Genomic DNA, 16,529 nt, shown 5'->3' with positions numbered 1-16,529 from the left:
CGCGTAGTTCGAAATGAAATGGAGAGCGGGTATACGGAAAGGGACTTCAACTTCCAAACCGCCCTAACCGAACCGCAAGGAAAAATTAAAAACCGAACCGCAAGGAAAAATTAAAAAATGTCAGATTATATAACGGTTACAAAAACGTCAGCGATCCGAGAAGGACGCGGCAAAGCGTTCACCGTCAACGGCAGACGGGTCGCCATTTTCAACGAAGGTGGCGAATTCTGTGCTGTGGACAACACCTGCCCGCATGCCATGGGTTCCCTCGGCAGAGGTAGAATCCGAAACGGTATCGCTGTGTGTCCGGTCCACGGTTATGCCTATGATACCAAAACCGGCGAATGCCAAACCGACCCACGCCTCCGCATCAGGACCTATCCGGTAGTTGTCGAAGACGAAGAGATCAAAGTCGAGGTATAGTTAAAAGTCCGTACTAACGCCTACCATGAACGACGTTTTGTGAATCGGCTCGAATTGGGAGTCCCCTGCTGCCGTTTCAACGCGCCGGAACGTGTATTCACGGGTGACAATCGTCATAACCGGCGGAAAGACTTCATAACGGACCTCCACACTGAACGCCGATTTTTCATCTAAATCGAACAGATCCCCAAAGAAGTGCGTCTCCCCACCCTCGCCAATATCCCGTTTAGTGTAGAAGGCCCGCAGCGAAAAACGGGGCACTAACCCCGACTCTGACACCGCCATATAGAGTTTAGGTTCGCTGTTCGTATAATCCTCGAAGGTCCCCATGAAATGAATTTGTGGCAGTGGATGCCAGATAAGTTGTGAGAAAAAACCGCGTCTCGGTTCTGTGTTTACCGCTAATCCCAAAAACTGGGGCATGTCGGGTTCCGGGGATAACGATTTCGCGGATTCATACGTATAATCGAACACAGAAGGGATATAACCATCTCCAAACGTGCGATACTCTATTTTGAAAAGGGTTTGGGTAAAAGAAAATCCAACACCGACGGCGTTTCCCCAGGCGAGATTCGTTGTTACTTGATTTTCTGTTGTAAGCGTGATTTCTGTTGGTGTGTTTTCTTCGGGGAGTGTATTCAGAAAAGCGAGATCGTCATAGAGATCGAGCCGAAACGCGCTCGTCTCAAAAATTGGAAATCCGACATCAACCCCGACCGCACTCAACGGATCTTCCCCTACTTCTTGTAAATTCGGGTTAATGTCTGTGAGATAGGTCGCACCGAGTTCAAACCGGGTGAGTAAGTTGTTATTTTCTTCCCGTTGAAACGGACGGTAAAATCCGCGTCCTCCGAAAATGGTAGGATTACCGATGTCATTCATCATCGTTTCGATGCCATAACGGTTTTCGGAATTTCTGAGGTTCAGACGTAACCCGCGCCGATCGTAATTAGAATAACCCGACATGATTGAACCGTGTCCGATGGTTAGGTAATCCAACTCCCCGAATCGGACATAGAAAGGATCGTAAGGCCGACCGTAACGCACATAACGGACGAGTCTTAACCAAGTGCTTGGACTGTCCCACGCTTCACCGTCTTCAGCCAGGATTTGGGGATCATCTCCTTCTGCGTAAGGGTTGTAAAGCAGGATTAAGTCTAATCCGATACCTATTTTTCCGAGCGGTATATCCGGCTGAAGTTGGAGGCGGACGTAAGCATCGCCGTTAATGAAGGTGAGTCCTCCACCGTATAATCCACTCGTTAGGAAGTCAGGGTGCTCCAGTTGGGTTAAGGCTTGATCTTCTTCGGCGAGAGGAGAAGTCGGTAGGATGAGCAGGAAAGTTAAAATTCCGAATATCCAGGCGATAATGCCTATTCTGAAAGGAAAAAAAACGTTATTGATGTTCACGTGGTGAGAATCCTTCCATCTTTCATCTGGATAACACGATCGGCGTTCTCTTTGAGTCCTTCGTGATGCGTCACAATGGCGATAGTGGTTTGGTGTTCTTGACGCAGTTCTTGAATAAGGTTCATCAGATTATCGCTCTGGCGACTGTCGAGGTTGGCAGTAGGTTCATCGGCGAAGATAATTTTCGGACGGTTGGCGAGGGCACGCGCAAAAGAGACGCGTTGTTTTTCGCCACCGGAGAGCTGGGCGGGACGATGATGAAATCGATCGCTCAATCCGACGTGTGTCAGTAACTCTATCGCACGGCTTTCCGCCTCACCCGTCTTTGTTCGGGCGAGATCCATCGCGACCATTACGTTTTCCAGTGCGGTGAGATAGGGCAGCAGATGGAACAGCTGGAAGACGAATCCGATCTTTTCACGGCGAATGACGCTCAAGTCTTGCACGTCAGAGTGAATCGGTTCGCCATCGATGTGAAGTTCCCCGGCATCCGGCGTTAAAATACAGCCGAGGAGACTGATGAGCGTTGTCTTTCCGCAACCGCTATCTCCCATCAGCATCAGCAGTTCACCCGCTTCAATTCGGATATCGACGGCGTCGACTGCAACAACAGTTGCGTCGCCTGTGCCAAAGCGTTTCGTTAAGCCTGTTCCTTCTATGATTGCTGCCATTTTTCTAATTTTCCTTGCGGTTCGGTCAGATAGGTTGGTAGTTTCAAATGCCTTCCCGTAGATTCGCCTGCTTGTTTGGCTTGGGGTGTTTTTTCTTGGGGTTTTTGCTTGGGCGTTTCTGCGTATTTCTGCGTATTGCTTGGAGTCTTTGCTTGGGCATTTCTGCGTATTTCTGCGTATTGTTGCAGGCTTTGTTTTTTGGGATAAGACGATTTGATGAGTACTAATGGGTTAAATCTCACCGCGGAATGCAATCATCGGATCGACTGCGATCGCTTTCCGTGCTGCCAGATACCCGCTACCGCAACACACGATGAAACTGATGCACGCAACGATGATGGATTCCACGAAGTGAATCGCGACGAAAATCGGTGCTGCTGCCGCGAACACATACGACAAAGTAAGTCCAAGTAGCACGCCGACAGTCGAGATTAGGACAACCTGTTTGAGTAGCAGACCCATCACATAACCGTTTGAGCCGCCGATCGCCTTTAGTACCCCGATCTCTTGGGTCTTTTCGAGCATCGTCACGTAAGTAATCATCCCGACGAGGATACCTGCCGCTAACCATAACATCACCCGTAGGAATTGCACAGCCTTCATCGGTTCATCAACGTAGTATGCGATAATATCCCTAAGCGTCTGTTTTAAGGTGCGTACTTCAATGGTTTCTAAGGCATCTAAATCGGCGGCGATCTGTGCGGGGTGTTCACTCTTGTTTGTTTTCGCGATCATCATGTTGACATGCGGTGTATTGCCGAGGAGAAGTTTCTGAGCAATGCGGACATCCATAAAGAGTAGCGGCGTATCTAAAACAAACATGAGGCTTTTCGCCTTTCCGACAACACGGACTTTTTCGTTGCTGAGGGTGATCTGTTCTCCGATTTCCAGTCCCATTTTCTCGTCAACGACTACTTCGTAGGGGATTGGGTCTTCAGGTCTATAGTCTTCAAAATTGCTCCGGGTGAACATTCTCCCTTCAATAGCACTTTTAGGACCCCCGAGTTGTCCCAACTTATAGCCGACGACGATCGCCTTGGTGGATTTGCCGCGGACGCTCGGACGCGCTTGCGCGAAAACCAACGGAGAGGCAGAATCTGGCACTAAGCCGGGACCTGAGTTCAGAAATGCCATGTATTCCTCAACGACCATAGAAAACCCAATAAATGCGCCGCCGGAGCCTTCAGCGGAGATCCAGACATCCGCCCCAGTGGATTCGACGTATTGTCGCGCTTGAATGCGCATACCGTTCATAATGCCGCCTAACAGCAGTATCAATGAAATGAGGACAGTGATACCGAGTGTTGTGAGGATAACTCTCGCTTGGCGATACCGCATGTCCTTGAGAAAGAGTGTCTTCATCTTTTTATTTTACCTTGCGGTTCGGTCGAGTAGGTTTGGAACTTTCACATTCCCTTCCGTAGATCCGCCCTCCATTTCATTACGGGCTCATGTCTGCGTCCTAAGAGAGTTAGCTACAGACAGTAGCCTGCAACAACGGCGCAGGCGGATATGTGGAAAAACACGCAACAAACGAATAAACTTATTTAACGCCTTGCGAATAATTAAAAAACCGCTCGGGCATGGTCTGGCGTTTGCGACGGTGTAATTGGACGTGATTCTGATATGCACCTACATCCGCCTCGGTCCCAGTTTCACGTTCAAGGAAAAGCGGGAATTCAGACGCAGGCGGTTTAGCGTTATGATACGCATGGCTATAACTTCGCATGATGATACGTTGTTCACGGTTCAGCGTCTCCAACCATTCGGGCGAGGAATGGAAGCGATCCGCTGGGGTAAGCCAAGACGGGCAATAAGCAACAAAGATATTGTAGCGCACGACCTCGCTCTCATTCGGTTCAACCCGATGCCAGATGCTGGAATGCATCACCGTCATTGTGCCTTTACGGGGACAGACGACCTTTTCCCCCGGTATACTTTTGTGGGTATCGTAGCCGTCCATATATTGCTGACGATGACTCCCCGGTAACACGACGAGGTTCCCCATCTTCTCTCTCGGCAGATCGGTCAACCAGTACCCGATTTTGATTTGCAACGGCAGTTTCGGTGAAAACACCCCGTAGGGAAGGGCACGGGCACCGTCCGGGTGCCACTGGTTGTACTGTTTACCGCCGGGCGGACGCAAGAAAAATTGGCTCTGATGGAGTTTGAGGAGTTCCCCGAATAAGTCGTACGCATAACCGACATGCCGTTCATTATCAATCAGATCTGTAAACACGGGATCACGTTCGACGATGTTCTCTATGTGAAGATGGCCACCTGGCGTATATTTTGGGCTGGTAGCGGCGACGCGATCTATCGCGTCAATATAGGCTTGGATATCCCCATCGGAGATTGCGTCCTCAATAAAAATGATACCGTCTTCGTTAAAGGTTTCCCACTGTTCTGCTGTGAATCCAGGGGGTACAACACGATATTTCTGTTTGGTTTCCATTCGGTAACTCCTTTCGTTATCGTTTTGTAGCAAATCCCATGCCAGTGCGGGCAATACCACACGGGTTAGGTTCTTTGTGCTATGTTCAGAGGTAACTGCACAAAATCGGGCAAATTTTATCTCGGATAGCACGAAATGGGTCAAATGCGATCAACCTTTGCGAGTGCTGCCTGAATGCTTAAGATCAATGCATGTTCAAATTAAGAATATCATAATTTACCAGAAGCGTCAACACTAATAACAAAATGCCCCAAACCCAAAGTAGAACCCTTGGATTTGGGGCAATAGAGAGTGCAGCGTTGGATTCACTTTTCGTTCAACCCAACCTATATCAACGTTTGCTACACCGCAATCTCTGCGTCGTAAGGATGGTTCTGGACTAACCATACCGAAACTGCCTGAACGAGAATCTGGTTTGCTCGTTCAACAATCGGGTTTAGCGATGGGATATGCGCAAACATATTTTGTGCTCGGTGTTTCAGGTTTGCAATGGGCGGCAACTCAAGGATTTTCATCTCTTTGAGGAACGCTTCTACCTCCGATTGGCTGATGCGAGCGCGTTTACGGAGTTCTTCTAACTTTGGCGTATGTGCCCACGCTTGCAAAACCGTTTTACCGATGTGTTCAATCGAAACGCTCGCAGCGAGTTGGTGCGCAGCATTTTCGATGGTGGTTAGAGATAATCTACGCTTACCTTCAACGACATGTGCGGGTGGCAAACGTAGACCCCAAACGATTCTAAAGAGGGACAAGGTTTTCAGAATATAGTACGTGACATCAATTTGCCACCAATGAAATCCTTGAGGTGTAGCACTCGGAAAATGGTGATGATTGTTATGCCAGCCTTCCCCCAACGTGATGATAGCGAGGAATAGGTTGTTGCGTGAATGGTCCCCCGTGACATACGGCTGTTTACCTATCACGTGTGCAAGGGAATTAATCGTAAATGTCCCGTGAAAAAGGATCACCGTGCTTATGAAGAATCCTACGATGAGTCCCGACCAACCCGCAATCGCCCAAACCAGAACACCTAATAGAAAGGGCGGCAGTCTGTCCCATTTATTCAGCCAAACCAGTTCTGGGTATTTCTGAAAATCCTTAATTATATTGTAATCTACGGTCTCCGAGGGTTTAGAGAAAATCCACAGCACGTGGGAATACCAGAACCCGTGTTGGACTGGGGAGTGTATATCTTGCTCTGTATCGGAGTACTTATGGTGTTCGCGATGCTTCGCTGCCCACCAGAGCGCGCCGCGTTGCGCTGAGCTCTGACCGAGAAATGCCAGAAAAAATTGGAATCCGCGGCTCGTTTTGAAAGAGCGGTGCGAAAAATAACGATGATATCCAGCCGTGATACCGAACATACGGATAACATACAATGCACCACATATAATCCAATCGATAGGTTGAACGTCCACCCAGAAAATTGCCAGACAGGTGAGGTGAACCATTATGAAAGGCACAACTCGGGGGTGAATAAGGTCCTCCGTATGGGCAGGACTTTTAGGGCATGTTTCAGTTGACAATATAATTCTCCTTGCTACGCATAGCGGTTAGGTTGTGTCTATTCAAATTGTTTCGTACACAGGAATTTATCAGGGTACAATAGTTGTTAATGCGCTATTAGAACAGAATTAAGAATACTCTATTTTATCAGAGGAGTTAAACCCTTCTATTTTCTTCGCCAAGTCAATAAAATGTCCCAAACTCAGAGAGTGCTTTGGGATGTTCAAGCAATAAGTACTTCGTGCTAATGTCATATTGTGCCATGTAAATATTATACCTTATTTGTTGTTGATCTGTCCACTTAATCACTTAAGCTTTACTTCAGAATTAGCATCCTTCGTGTAGCCGTGAAATCTCCTGCTGTTAGCGTATAGAAATATACACCACTTGCCACTGACTCTCCCAACGTATTCCTACCATCCCAATACGCCGCACGGCTCCGTGATTCATAGATACCGATAGGTTGATGCCCTAATGACAGCGTCCGAACCAGCTGACCATTCGCAGCATAGATGGAAATACTAACATCCCCAGGCACTGCGAGCTGATACGGTATCCATGTTTCCGGGTTAAATGGATTCGGATAGTTGGCAAACAACGCAGTTCTTTGGGGGGCGAATGTTCTCAACAGTTGTTCCAGTACCCTAATCCCTCGCTGATATGCCAAGCGATCGGGCATGGAAGTTTCAAGCGACCGTGAGGTTTCTCGCTTGGCGAGCCGCAGCCATTGCTCGACCTGTGCAGCTGACAAGGCGTGCGCAGAAGGTGCACCGGCGACATTCCCGAAAGCATTTGCCACCAAAACGAGATCTTGGAAGTTGACGAAACCGTCATCATTTAGGTCAGTCCTTTTCCCGCCAGCCGCTCCGAATTCCGCTGCTATCAACACGACATCTTGAATATTGACAACACCGTCCCCGTTTACATCAGCAAGGGCTTCCGCTGCTCCTGTCAGCATGGGGAATTTCCACAAGAGAACCGTTCCATCGAAACTCCCACTTGCGATTGTGCTACCATCAGGACTGACGGCAACACTTGTGATCGAATATGTATGCCCTTCAAGTGTTTCGAGTTGTTCCCCTGTGCCAATGTCCCACAAACGGATCGTCGCGTCATAGCTGCCGCTGACAAGTATGGCACCATCTGGACTGAAAACAATGCTGGTAGCATTCGCGGGATTCTCTGCGGGTGCGTCTCCTTCCGATGCTTCCGGATCCTCAACGATTGTCTCAGGATCGATAGGCTTAACGAAGGTTTGCTGACGTTCAGCCGTGACAACATCCCAGAGAGAAACCGTGTCGCCCCCGCCACTGGCGAGGGTCCTGCCATCCGGACTGAACGCGACTGTCCAGACATCATCTTCGTGTTCGGTGATGGTGTGGAGGACCTCATGTGTTTCGACATCCCAGAGACGGATGGTATTGTCTCGACTGCCGCTGGCGAGCCTGCTGCCATCCGGACTGAAGGACAAGGTTTCCACGCCTGCTTCGTGTTCCCATAGGGTTCTTATGTGCGCGCCTGTGGTTGCATCCCATAATCGGATGCTATCGTCCTCACTGCCGCTGGCGAGTATACTGCCATCCGGACTGAATGCGAGGCTTATGAGGTAAGAATAATGCCCCCTGAGCGTCCTGATATGTTCACCCGTGGTTGCATCCCACAACCGGACGGTATCGTCTTGGCTGCCGCTGGCGAGTGTGAGGCCGTCGGGGCTGAACACAACAACATCAACATCCCCGCGGTGTCCGATGAGTGTATGGCGGAGTTGACCGGTGGTAGCATCCCATAAGCGAATGGTTTTGTCCCAACTCCGTGTGGCGAGGGTCGTGCCATCTGCGCTGAAAGTAACGCTCGCGACAACATCTGTGTGCCCTGTAATCGTTTTTAGATGTGTACCTGTAGCGGGATCCCATGAGCGGATGGAAGCGTCCCATGCGCCACTGGTGAGCATACTCCCATCCGGCGTAAAAGTGACCGCATAGACATCAGCGGTGTGATCGGTCAAGGTTATGAGGTGTGTCCCTGCGTCTGCATCCCACAACCGGACGGTATCGTCTTCACCCGCACTTGCGAGGAGGCTGCCGTCAGGACTATAGGTCAGGTCATAGATATGCGATGTATGTCCAACAAGGGTCTGTTTAACTGTCCATGTGGCAGCGTCCCAGAGGTGGATCATTGCGTTCAAATCGCCACTGGCGAGTGTGCTTCCATCAGGACTGAGCGCAATGCTGCCGACATCATCGCGATGCTCTTCAAGTGTTTGCTTGAGTTCACCCGTGGCGACCTCCCATATACGAATCGTATCGTCCCGACTTCCACTGATGATCATGCTCCCGTCGGAACTGAAAACGAGGCTGGTAACGCCTTCTGTATGCCCTTCAAGTGTGTTCAAGAGTTCGCCTGTTTCGAGATTCCATAGTCCGATGGTGTCGTCTCTACTGCCACTGGCAAGCATCGTTCCATCGGAACTGAAAACGAGGGTGTTGACGCTTCTTTCATGTCCCTCAAGGGAATGTAATACGTCACCGGTTTCAGGATCCCATAAGCGGACAGTGCCGTCCCAACTTCCACCGGCAATCATGCTGCCATCAGGGGAATATGTGAGTGCCACAATATTATAACCACCCGCAGTAAACAGCGAGATGGGTTCACCAGTTGCGGTATCGTAGATCCAAACGCCGAGGGAACCGCCAGCAGCGAGCCGTGTGCCGTCCGGTGAATACCGAATTTCAGAGAGCCATCCTTTGCCGAGGCGCGCCGTGGCACCTTCGGGTAAATGCCATTGCGGCGAATCTTGGGCGAAACCGTTATATGAGAAAAATAGCGTCGCCATACCGAGGATACTCCATACGAAAAAAAACCTAAATTTCATAAATGCTCCTTTTGTTATTTGGGCATCAATTTTAGACAAATAGAATTAGAGGTTGCCTTAAATGCTATCACAAATTCCGTAGTTCGTCAAGTTTTTAAGGCAAGAAACAGCGGCCATAGCAAAGGTTCAGAGTATTCATCGTATAAACACAGTATGGCATGAAACTTTGTAAGGCATAACACTCCTGACACAAATCAAAAGTTTATCCTACAAAAGCATAGCATGCGTAAGTCCTGTTTTTAATCCCTATCTGCGAACAGAAAAGATAGTAAAAACAAGGTTAATGTGGTATAAAATGGATAGTACAAATTCATATTGGAAAAGGTTCAGAAAGGCTGAGGATGTAAATTTACGATAGAAACGGATTTGGAACTTCTCATTCAAATCACAAGATAGTCTTAGAAAGGAAATAGGTTTTCAGACCAGCCATCTTGAACGTTTTGATACAAAAGTGGATGTTTACCGAATTGCGTCAGTTTTCCAGTTTTTCCAGAGTGGCGGGCTTTTGTAAACAGCCACTTCTCGCTGGAGATTTGAGGCAGGTAAGTATTATTTAGAGTTGCCTTGCGGGGGAAATCCGATGAAAGGTTTTAGTTTGTTGCTATTTTGTGCATACAACCTAACGCTGGTCTGTCCAGTGTGGGGGGAAGTCCCGACGACTGCGAAAATAGTGTTTAGTTCTTTCCGGGATGACAACATGGAAGTCTACATCATGAATCCTGATGGCACGGAGCCGGTGAACTTGACGCGCAACCGCGCAGCTGACTTTGATGCTGTCTGGTCCCCCACAGGTGAACAAATCCTTTTCGTTTCAGATCGAGTTCGGGAGCGCGACTTATATTTGATGGAACCGGATGGGTCTAACGTCAGACGGGTCTTCAGGAAGGTGGCACACAGAGAGCATCCAACATGGTCCCCGGATGGAAAACGGATTGCTTACCAACGCGTTGAAGCTGATGAAAGTTGGATCTACACTGCTAAAATAGATGGGACGAATGAAGAAAAAATAGTGTTTGGTCATGCCCCGGCGTGGTCCCCGGATGGAACAGAGATCGCGTTTGTTACTGGCAAGGCGGGCCATACCCGAATTTGGCTGTTCAATCTTCAAACACGCAGACAGAAGCTACTGCTTCCTGAGGATGCTATACCCTGGATGTGGATGCCTGCATGGTCGCCTTCTGGGGAGCAACTTGCCTTTGCTTGGCTAAATCACTTTCCATTTATAGGTTTTGTTCATAGACAAACAATCTATATTGTAAATCGTGATGGGACGGGGGTTAAGAAGGTTGTTGATGAAACTGGCAATAGAGCGAATACGCCAGTTTGGTCTCCAAATGGGGATATACTTCTTTATGACCAGCGTCCTGGAAACAATCGTGCACAAATCTTTAAAATCGCTTTAGGTGGAGGGGAGCCAAGGCAGTTGACGCATATTGATTGGAATGCCCCATCCGATTGGTTTGATCCGGCGTTCGCTTTGCCGGTTTCACCACAACCTCAATTGCTAACAACAGTATGGGGCGAACTGAAACGGGAGTAGGTTTCAGACACAACCGAAGTGGAACGCTTTGATACAAAAATGGATGTTTACTCAATTGAAATGGTTAATAACCCTTCACCGGCTTGGATTTTCTGTTTCCATTGAGGATCGTCGCGTAATTCCTTAACCTGCATGTAAGTGCGGGGTATACGCATGTTCTCAATTCTGTTGTCGAAATTCAGAGACTTGTTGTATTGACCCCCTCTTATTTCTATCTCGCATAGACTACCTCCTTACTTCTCAACTTCTTTTAGTGACAATGTCAAGTAAGGAATCCTATATTCTCTCATGCTTGAAAATCTATACTTTACAACATCCTCATCTGCAAGAAACATTCCTGCGCCCAATAGCCATAATCTTTGTTCGGTTGAATAAAGTAAAAACACTTTATCCGCTGACGTGCCCTTAAAGACACAATTTCTGAGAGAAAACGTGCATAACCACAGAAAAATTTGATTTTTTTATTTTTTTCGGCAGTTACAAGCAATTTTGGGTAATTGTTAGATAAAATTTTCATTTTTTTTGGATTATGCACGTTTTTGGACAAAAATTGTGTCTTTAATAGTTCAGAAGTTTTAATTACAGTCGAAAGGTAAAAAGAAATATTGCTTGATTTTCCAAAAACTTTGCGCCAACTCCATCTCTTTGAGACGGAGGGTGTTCTCTATGCAGCAGACATCGAGAAAGCACGTGCCGTTGAGCTTTCTGACGTAATAGCGGACATCTTAAAACTCGCGAAAACACAAACAAACGCAGAAATCGTCCAGACGCTGAAGACCTCTTATATAGAGGACGACATTCTTGAGGCGTTTGAAAGATTCGAGGAACTCGACAAGGAAGGCTTGCTATAATTGCAAGGTTCAACACTTGAAACACTTTTGAACATTTGTGCTTTTCAAAATGTAGGCGACACGCTGGTTGTCAAAGCCTCGTGGGTAAAGGAGTGGCTTATGGAATGTGGTGTGTCGGGAAGAAACGTTCGTGTGATTCCGAATGGTATCAACGTTGGTAAACCGATGTGCCAGCACTTGGCGAAGCAATATGCCGCCGCTCTCTTTGAAAAACCGATATTTGCACAACAGCCCGTCGTAGGGTTAATTTCTGGATTTGAACCCAATTATGCTGCAAAACTGATTTCGGCATTTGCTCGTGCCAATCCACATCTTTCGATTTTTGTCTACGATCCGTTCTTGGCGGAACATTACACGAATCCACCAAGCAACGTGGTAATGTTCAGCGTAGATGATGATGAGACGCATTCCATATTACCTATCTTCTTTCAAGCACTCGATCTCGTCTGTTTCCCTGCGATTCCGGGAACACCGCTTTCGTTGGTTTTAGAGGCGATGGCATATGGCACGCCATGTATTGCTATGACGCAATATGGACTTCCACCGGAGGTAGCAGGTGCTGGTGCTGTTGTGAAATCGGAGTGGCGTGGTTTTGGCAATTTCCATGTCTCAATGTCGGAGTTGTCGCAGGCAATAAATCAATGGTTAAAACCCTCTCATACACGCACCGAATGCGAAAACGTTGCCAAGGGTTTGGCTCAAAAATTCACTTGGGAAAAAGTAGCACAAGAAATCGTTCAGTGCTTTGAAGAGGGGCATCAGCAAAGCGCGAATGCCTTTAGAAGAGAAAGAAATGTGTCTCCGCTGGTTTTCTGCCGTCGGTATGATCCGGGGTCTGGAACCACCGAGTCCAGTGTGTACCGAGCGGCGAGCAATAGATATGACTGTCTTAAAACCGCTTTGATAGAAATGTTAGCGGAAGAGCATACACCTGCTGAAATCGAGGCAGTTTTCAGACATTTCCAAGGGAAAGGCTTCACTTCCGTAGCGAATGAATTCGTCTTGGAAATGGGTTCCTGACCGGAGTTGGGAAGTCAATCTCGCCGGACGAGAGCCCGGCAGAAAGGAAAAAACCGATATGAAAAAGAATCTGCGCGGTAAAATCCGCGAATTCGTCCAGTCCGAAGAAGGCAAAGTGGGAGTCAAATCCCCACTGACGCTCGGTGCGGCGGTGGGAAGTGTTCTGCTCGCACAAGCTATTGTAGGAACACCAGAAGCTAATGCACAATCTTGCGACCACGATGGACATTGTCCTATGGGATATTTCTGCCATGATCATGGCAGTTGTCATCCAGAGTAATACTACTCTTAGAAATGGTTGGGACGAGAGAATTTTGCCTTCTTCGTCACTGATTATTTTTGAGGAATATTAACTAACCAATGAGGAGGCGCGCTTTGAAAGTGCGCCTGCCTCAGACGCTGAAGAGCAGTATAGGGATACACTATCAAAACCGAGCCCATACTTCTCCGCGATTCATTCTCGTTAAGGAGATGTTCTCATGAAATATAAGGTCCAGTTTTTATTTTCTTTTTTTGGTGTATCCGTGTTGTGTTTGAAAGTATGTGCTGTTTTCGCAAAGGCACCCGATACGGCAAAAATTGTGTTTGCCACAGCCGGTATAGGAGAGAATCGGGACATCTATCTCATGAATCCTGATGGTAGCGAGCAGGTGAATCTCACCAAGCATCGCGCAGACGATATTTCTCCAGTTTGGTCGCCAGCAGGTGAATACATCCTTTTCGCTTCCGATCGCGAGCACAAGGCATGGGGAACTTGGGATTTGTATCTCATGGACCCAGATGGTTCTAATGTCCGAAAGGTGTTTGACAAATGGAAGAGACGAAGCAGTCCAACATGGTCTCCCGATGGCAAACGCATCGCCTATAGTTATGGAGAAATTGGAAACACTTTGCTCTATATTGGCACAATCGATGGAAAAGATGAAGAGCGTGTGGCGATTGGTTACAGACCGGCATGGTCTCCCGATGGCACAGAAATCATCTTTCGCAGCGGCGCATTGGACAAACCGAGACGTTTCAGTTTGCTCAAAGTGCGAACGAACAAACAAACATTCTTCCCTTTCCCTAAAGAACCAAAGTGGGTTCGGTATCCTGCTTGGTCTCCGCTTGGCGATAAACTCGCCTTTTCTTGGAACAATCGCGTTGAGGTTCGGCGAGAAGACTTCAAATTGGTAACGATCTATATTGTGAATCGTGATGGCACCGGTCTTCAGCAGGTGATTGAAGAAGGGAGAAGAGCTGTCAACCCGGTATGGTCTCCGAATGGGAGCGAACTCCTTTACAATGCCATTGATGCCAACATAGATATGCAAATCTACAAAATTAGTTTGGACACAGAGGCGTCGGTCCAACTTACGGATGGAGAGTCTTGGAGTTATTTAGGAGATTGGTTTGACCCTGCGTATGCATTGCCGGTCTCACCACAACCTCAATTGCTTACGACAATATGGGGAGAACTCAAAAGGGAGTAGGATCTATCGGAAACAGAGTCTTTCTTCACCTTGCCGATAAATTATTGTGAACGTAATATCAACCAACTCCGAGCCTAATAGGAAAAAGGTAATTGATGAATGAACTATCCTGAATTTGAAACCGCGTTTGAGGCACAATTTCAAACACACACAGACGCATATCCACACGCCGCAGAATACCATCGCGCTCGTTTTAATCAGACCATCCAGTATCTGTTGTCCTCCATTTTGGAGCAGACGGAAACCTTGATCCAACAACCGGAAACGAGTTGGGCACACACTGAAGAAATTGTCAGCGACATCCTCTACTGTGGGGAAATAACTGTTGAACAACTTTTCGCGCTTGAGATTCCCAATCAACTCACAGTAGATAGAGATTTTGAAGCGGTAAAAACGAAACTCTATGAAACGAAATATTACCCAATCAGTGAACACCTGAATTACATCTCTTTTCCACCTGCTTTGAAACGGAAAGCGTTTATCGGTAAGCATTTGGATCGTTTCAAAGAAAAATCGCATTTCTGCGATCTCGGCTTCGGTCCCGGGGTGTTGACAGCGTTTCTTCTACAGCAGAACGCCTCATGGCAAGTTAACGGTGTTGATGTTAGCCAGCATTGCCTTCAGCATACCCAAAGGCTCTTGAGAAAAAAAGGGGTGCTTGAAAGAAGTGAGTTATCAATCGGAGATATCCGCTTCTTACCGTATCCGGACGATACCTTCGATGCGGTCGTTGCGATTGAAGTGCTTGAGCATATCCCCGATCCAGAAACTGGCTTGTTAGAAGCACTACGTGTGCTGAAACCGGGTGGATATGCAATAACGGCACTACCGGTGCAGTTGCCGTTGTTGATGCATCTCTACGATTTTGATTCTTCCGATGAAGTCTTAGCACTCTACGAGAAAGTTGGACTTAAGGTTATTGACTTTGAGACGAAGGAATTCCAACGTCAAGCGGGTCCCTTTATCGATACATTCGCGTTAAGCGTAAAACTCTAAAGAAAGGCTCTTTTTGTTCACATTATGTCGCACTATGAATATCTCTTGATCTTTTTGGCACTCGTTTTCTGTGGATATGCGAGTTATACTGACCTGAAAACACAGAAGATTCGCAATTTCTGCTCCCTTGGACTCCTGTATGTCGGAACACTCAGCCAACTAATGGCATGGTATCTCGGCACAACAACGCCGCTCTATATCTTAGGACTCTTCTTTGGAAGCGGACTTATCGCCTTTGCTTTCTATTGGTTTGGTATTTTCTCCCCAGGGGATTCCAAACTTTTTTGGGGACTCTGTTTAATCTTTCCGCTATCTTGGTGTTCAGGCGGAAGAGAAGATTATCCCAATCGTGAAGGAGTTTGGTAACAAGATTGACTTCAAACTCCAATTTATTGCGAAGGAAAAAGAAGCACCTTCCGCACAAGACATAACGCCGTTTACCAGTCTACACGGTTACCCCGAAGTGGCGGAAAATATCCGACAACTTCTGATAGCACAAGAGTATCCTGAGAAGTATCTCGACTACATCTTATGTCGCGGCAAGAAATTGGACAAGAGTTGGGAAAGTTGTGCGGAGAAACTCGGCATTGATGTGGCAAAGATTCAGAAATTGTTTGATACACCGGAATCCGAGCAACTTTTCCGGGAAAACATTCAGCGTGCTGCAGCGTTAGGCATTCGCGCTTCACCGACGATTTTAGTGGATAATCATCAATTTCAAACTCACCAACTCCTACGAGCGAGTGGAACCCCGTGCCAGTAATCTTACAGGCATGGATTGAGTAAACACCGTTCAAACAACTAACAAGAATGATGAACCTTTTGAAAAGCCATTAGAAAGCATGTCCAAGGGGGAGAGCTTCACTCCCGTAGCGATAGTATTCGCCCTGGAGATGGGTGTCCCATCCGAGGAAGGCAAAGTGGGAGTTAAGTCCCCACTGACGCTCGGTGCGGCGGTTGGGAGTGTTCTGCTCGCACAGGCTATCGTGGGAACACCAGAAGCTGATGCGTGGATGTGCCAGTTTAACAACCATTGTCCAGATGGTATGGTATGCAGTCACGGCACTTGCGTCTAAAGCGATTTCCTTGCTTACAGAGGGTATGGCGGCTTCTGCCGCCTCCCTCTGTTGGTTAGCAGGCACGTTCCCTTCTGAAGAGACAGACGTGTCTATTACCTCACTGTCGGAGGAATGTATTGTGAAATTTACAGCAATATGTGTTCTTTTTGTCCTGATCTTTGTGTGTTCAAGCATTTCTTGCAGCTGGGCACAAGCACCCGAAACCCCAAAAATCGCGTTTAGCTCATTTCGTGA

Annotated in this window: 17 protein-coding genes; 9 read left to right on the top strand and 8 right to left on the bottom strand. The window is 47.6% G+C overall.

Features of this window, described 5'->3' with window-relative positions; genetic code table 11:
- The first annotated feature begins 117 nt into the window (after positions 1–117).
- Positions 118–423, top strand: a complete 306-nt coding sequence (locus tag F4X88_07545; GenBank protein MYA56131.1) for a Rieske (2Fe-2S) protein — start codon at positions 118–120, stop codon at positions 421–423.
- Here the strand turns inward: F4X88_07545 and F4X88_07540 are convergent, their stop codons facing one another.
- From F4X88_07540 to F4X88_07510, 7 genes are all read right to left on the bottom strand, one after another.
- Positions 424–1,833 (bottom strand): hypothetical protein, encoded by a 1,410-nt coding sequence (locus F4X88_07540; protein MYA56130.1) that lies wholly within the window; start codon positions 1,831–1,833, stop codon positions 424–426.
- Positions 1,830–2,504 carry an ABC transporter ATP-binding protein gene (locus F4X88_07535; protein MYA56129.1) on the bottom strand — a complete coding sequence of 225 codons (675 nt, stop codon included), beginning with the start codon at positions 2,502–2,504 and terminating at the stop codon, positions 1,830–1,832. Before F4X88_07535 ends, F4X88_07540 begins: the two co-directional genes overlap by 4 nt.
- Positions 2,489–2,746: a hypothetical protein gene (locus tag F4X88_07530; protein MYA56128.1), complete on the bottom strand. Its 258-nt coding sequence runs from the start codon at positions 2,744–2,746 to the stop codon at positions 2,489–2,491. The genes F4X88_07535 and F4X88_07530 overlap by 16 nt, the downstream gene beginning before the upstream one ends.
- On the bottom strand, positions 2,736–3,866 hold the full coding sequence (locus tag F4X88_07525; protein MYA56127.1) for an FtsX-like permease family protein: 1,131 nt from the start codon (positions 3,864–3,866) through the stop codon (positions 2,736–2,738). The genes F4X88_07530 and F4X88_07525 overlap by 11 nt, the downstream gene beginning before the upstream one ends.
- A 181-nt stretch (positions 3,867–4,047) precedes the next feature.
- Positions 4,048–4,959: a phytanoyl-CoA dioxygenase family protein gene (locus F4X88_07520; GenBank protein MYA56126.1), complete on the bottom strand. Its 912-nt coding sequence runs from the start codon at positions 4,957–4,959 to the stop codon at positions 4,048–4,050.
- A gap of 341 nt (positions 4,960–5,300) precedes the next feature.
- Positions 5,301–6,410, bottom strand: coding sequence for an acyl-CoA desaturase (locus tag F4X88_07515; protein ID MYA56125.1), 1,110 nt, complete (start codon positions 6,408–6,410; stop codon positions 5,301–5,303).
- A gap of 371 nt (positions 6,411–6,781) precedes the next feature.
- Positions 6,782–9,298, bottom strand: coding sequence for a T9SS type A sorting domain-containing protein (locus tag F4X88_07510; protein MYA56124.1), 2,517 nt, complete (start codon positions 9,296–9,298; stop codon positions 6,782–6,784).
- Positions 9,299–9,917: 619 nt separating this feature from the next.
- Between F4X88_07510 and F4X88_07505 the strand changes: the two genes are divergently transcribed.
- The 8 genes from F4X88_07505 (at position 9,918) to F4X88_07470 (ending at position 15,979) form a co-directional block, all read left to right on the top strand.
- Entirely contained in the window at positions 9,918–10,877 is a 960-nt protein-coding gene (locus tag F4X88_07505; GenBank protein ID MYA56123.1) for a hypothetical protein, read from the top strand.
- 605 nt (positions 10,878–11,482) lie between these two features.
- Entirely contained in the window at positions 11,483–11,728 is a 246-nt protein-coding gene (locus F4X88_07500; protein MYA56122.1) for a hypothetical protein, read from the top strand.
- The gene (locus F4X88_07495; protein ID MYA56121.1) at positions 11,729–12,748 is read left to right on the top strand and encodes a glycosyltransferase family 4 protein; all 1,020 of its coding nucleotides are present in this window, start codon (positions 11,729–11,731) and stop codon (positions 12,746–12,748) included.
- Between the two features lie 58 nt (positions 12,749–12,806).
- The gene (locus F4X88_07490; GenBank protein ID MYA56120.1) at positions 12,807–13,028 is read left to right on the top strand and encodes a hypothetical protein; all 222 of its coding nucleotides are present in this window, start codon (positions 12,807–12,809) and stop codon (positions 13,026–13,028) included.
- Between the two features lie 199 nt (positions 13,029–13,227).
- Positions 13,228–14,220 (top strand): hypothetical protein, encoded by a 993-nt coding sequence (locus F4X88_07485; GenBank protein ID MYA56119.1) that lies wholly within the window; start codon positions 13,228–13,230, stop codon positions 14,218–14,220.
- Between the two features lie 99 nt (positions 14,221–14,319).
- The gene (locus F4X88_07480; protein MYA56118.1) at positions 14,320–15,216 is read left to right on the top strand and encodes a methyltransferase domain-containing protein; all 897 of its coding nucleotides are present in this window, start codon (positions 14,320–14,322) and stop codon (positions 15,214–15,216) included.
- 24 nt (positions 15,217–15,240) lie between these two features.
- Positions 15,241–15,582: a hypothetical protein gene (locus F4X88_07475; GenBank protein MYA56117.1), complete on the top strand. Its 342-nt coding sequence runs from the start codon at positions 15,241–15,243 to the stop codon at positions 15,580–15,582.
- Positions 15,554–15,979 (top strand): hypothetical protein, encoded by a 426-nt coding sequence (locus F4X88_07470; protein ID MYA56116.1) that lies wholly within the window; start codon positions 15,554–15,556, stop codon positions 15,977–15,979. Before F4X88_07475 ends, F4X88_07470 begins: the two co-directional genes overlap by 29 nt.
- 70 nt (positions 15,980–16,049) lie before the next feature.
- Here the strand turns inward: F4X88_07470 and F4X88_07465 are convergent, their stop codons facing one another.
- Positions 16,050–16,358, bottom strand: a complete 309-nt coding sequence (locus F4X88_07465) for a hypothetical protein (protein MYA56115.1) — start codon at positions 16,356–16,358, stop codon at positions 16,050–16,052.
- Positions 16,359–16,529: the final 171 nt, after the last annotated feature.

Source organism: Candidatus Poribacteria bacterium, from assembly GCA_009839745.1.
Taxonomy (GTDB): domain Bacteria; phylum Poribacteria; class WGA-4E; order WGA-4E; family WGA-3G; genus WGA-3G.
The sequence above is the reverse complement of the archived record's forward strand: the minus strand, read 5'-3'. Positions and strand labels throughout refer to the sequence as shown.

Bases quoted from the DNA above. Each gene is read 5' to 3' on its own strand.
- F4X88_07515 (MYA56125.1), bottom strand. From the start codon at position 6,410: ATGGTTCACCTCACCTGTCTGGCAATTTTCTGGGTGGACGTTCAACCT.
- F4X88_07475 (MYA56117.1), top strand. From the start codon at position 15,241: ATGTCGCACTATGAATATCTCTTGATCTTTTTGGCACTCGTTTTCTGT.
- F4X88_07485 (MYA56119.1), top strand. From the start codon at position 13,228: ATGAAATATAAGGTCCAGTTTTTATTTTCTTTTTTTGGTGTATCCGTG.
- F4X88_07505 (MYA56123.1), top strand. From the start codon at position 9,918: ATGAAAGGTTTTAGTTTGTTGCTATTTTGTGCATACAACCTAACGCTG.
- F4X88_07510 (MYA56124.1), bottom strand. From the start codon at position 9,298: ATGGCGACGCTATTTTTCTCATATAACGGTTTCGCCCAAGATTCGCCG.
- F4X88_07525 (MYA56127.1), bottom strand. From the start codon at position 3,866: ATGAAGACACTCTTTCTCAAGGACATGCGGTATCGCCAAGCGAGAGTT.
- F4X88_07520 (MYA56126.1), bottom strand. From the start codon at position 4,959: ATGGAAACCAAACAGAAATATCGTGTTGTACCCCCTGGATTCACAGCA.
- F4X88_07545 (MYA56131.1), top strand. From the start codon at position 118: ATGTCAGATTATATAACGGTTACAAAAACGTCAGCGATCCGAGAAGGA.
- F4X88_07490 (MYA56120.1), top strand. From the start codon at position 12,807: ATGAAAAAGAATCTGCGCGGTAAAATCCGCGAATTCGTCCAGTCCGAA.
- F4X88_07535 (MYA56129.1), bottom strand. From the start codon at position 2,504: ATGGCAGCAATCATAGAAGGAACAGGCTTAACGAAACGCTTTGGCACA.
- F4X88_07480 (MYA56118.1), top strand. From the start codon at position 14,320: ATGAACTATCCTGAATTTGAAACCGCGTTTGAGGCACAATTTCAAACA.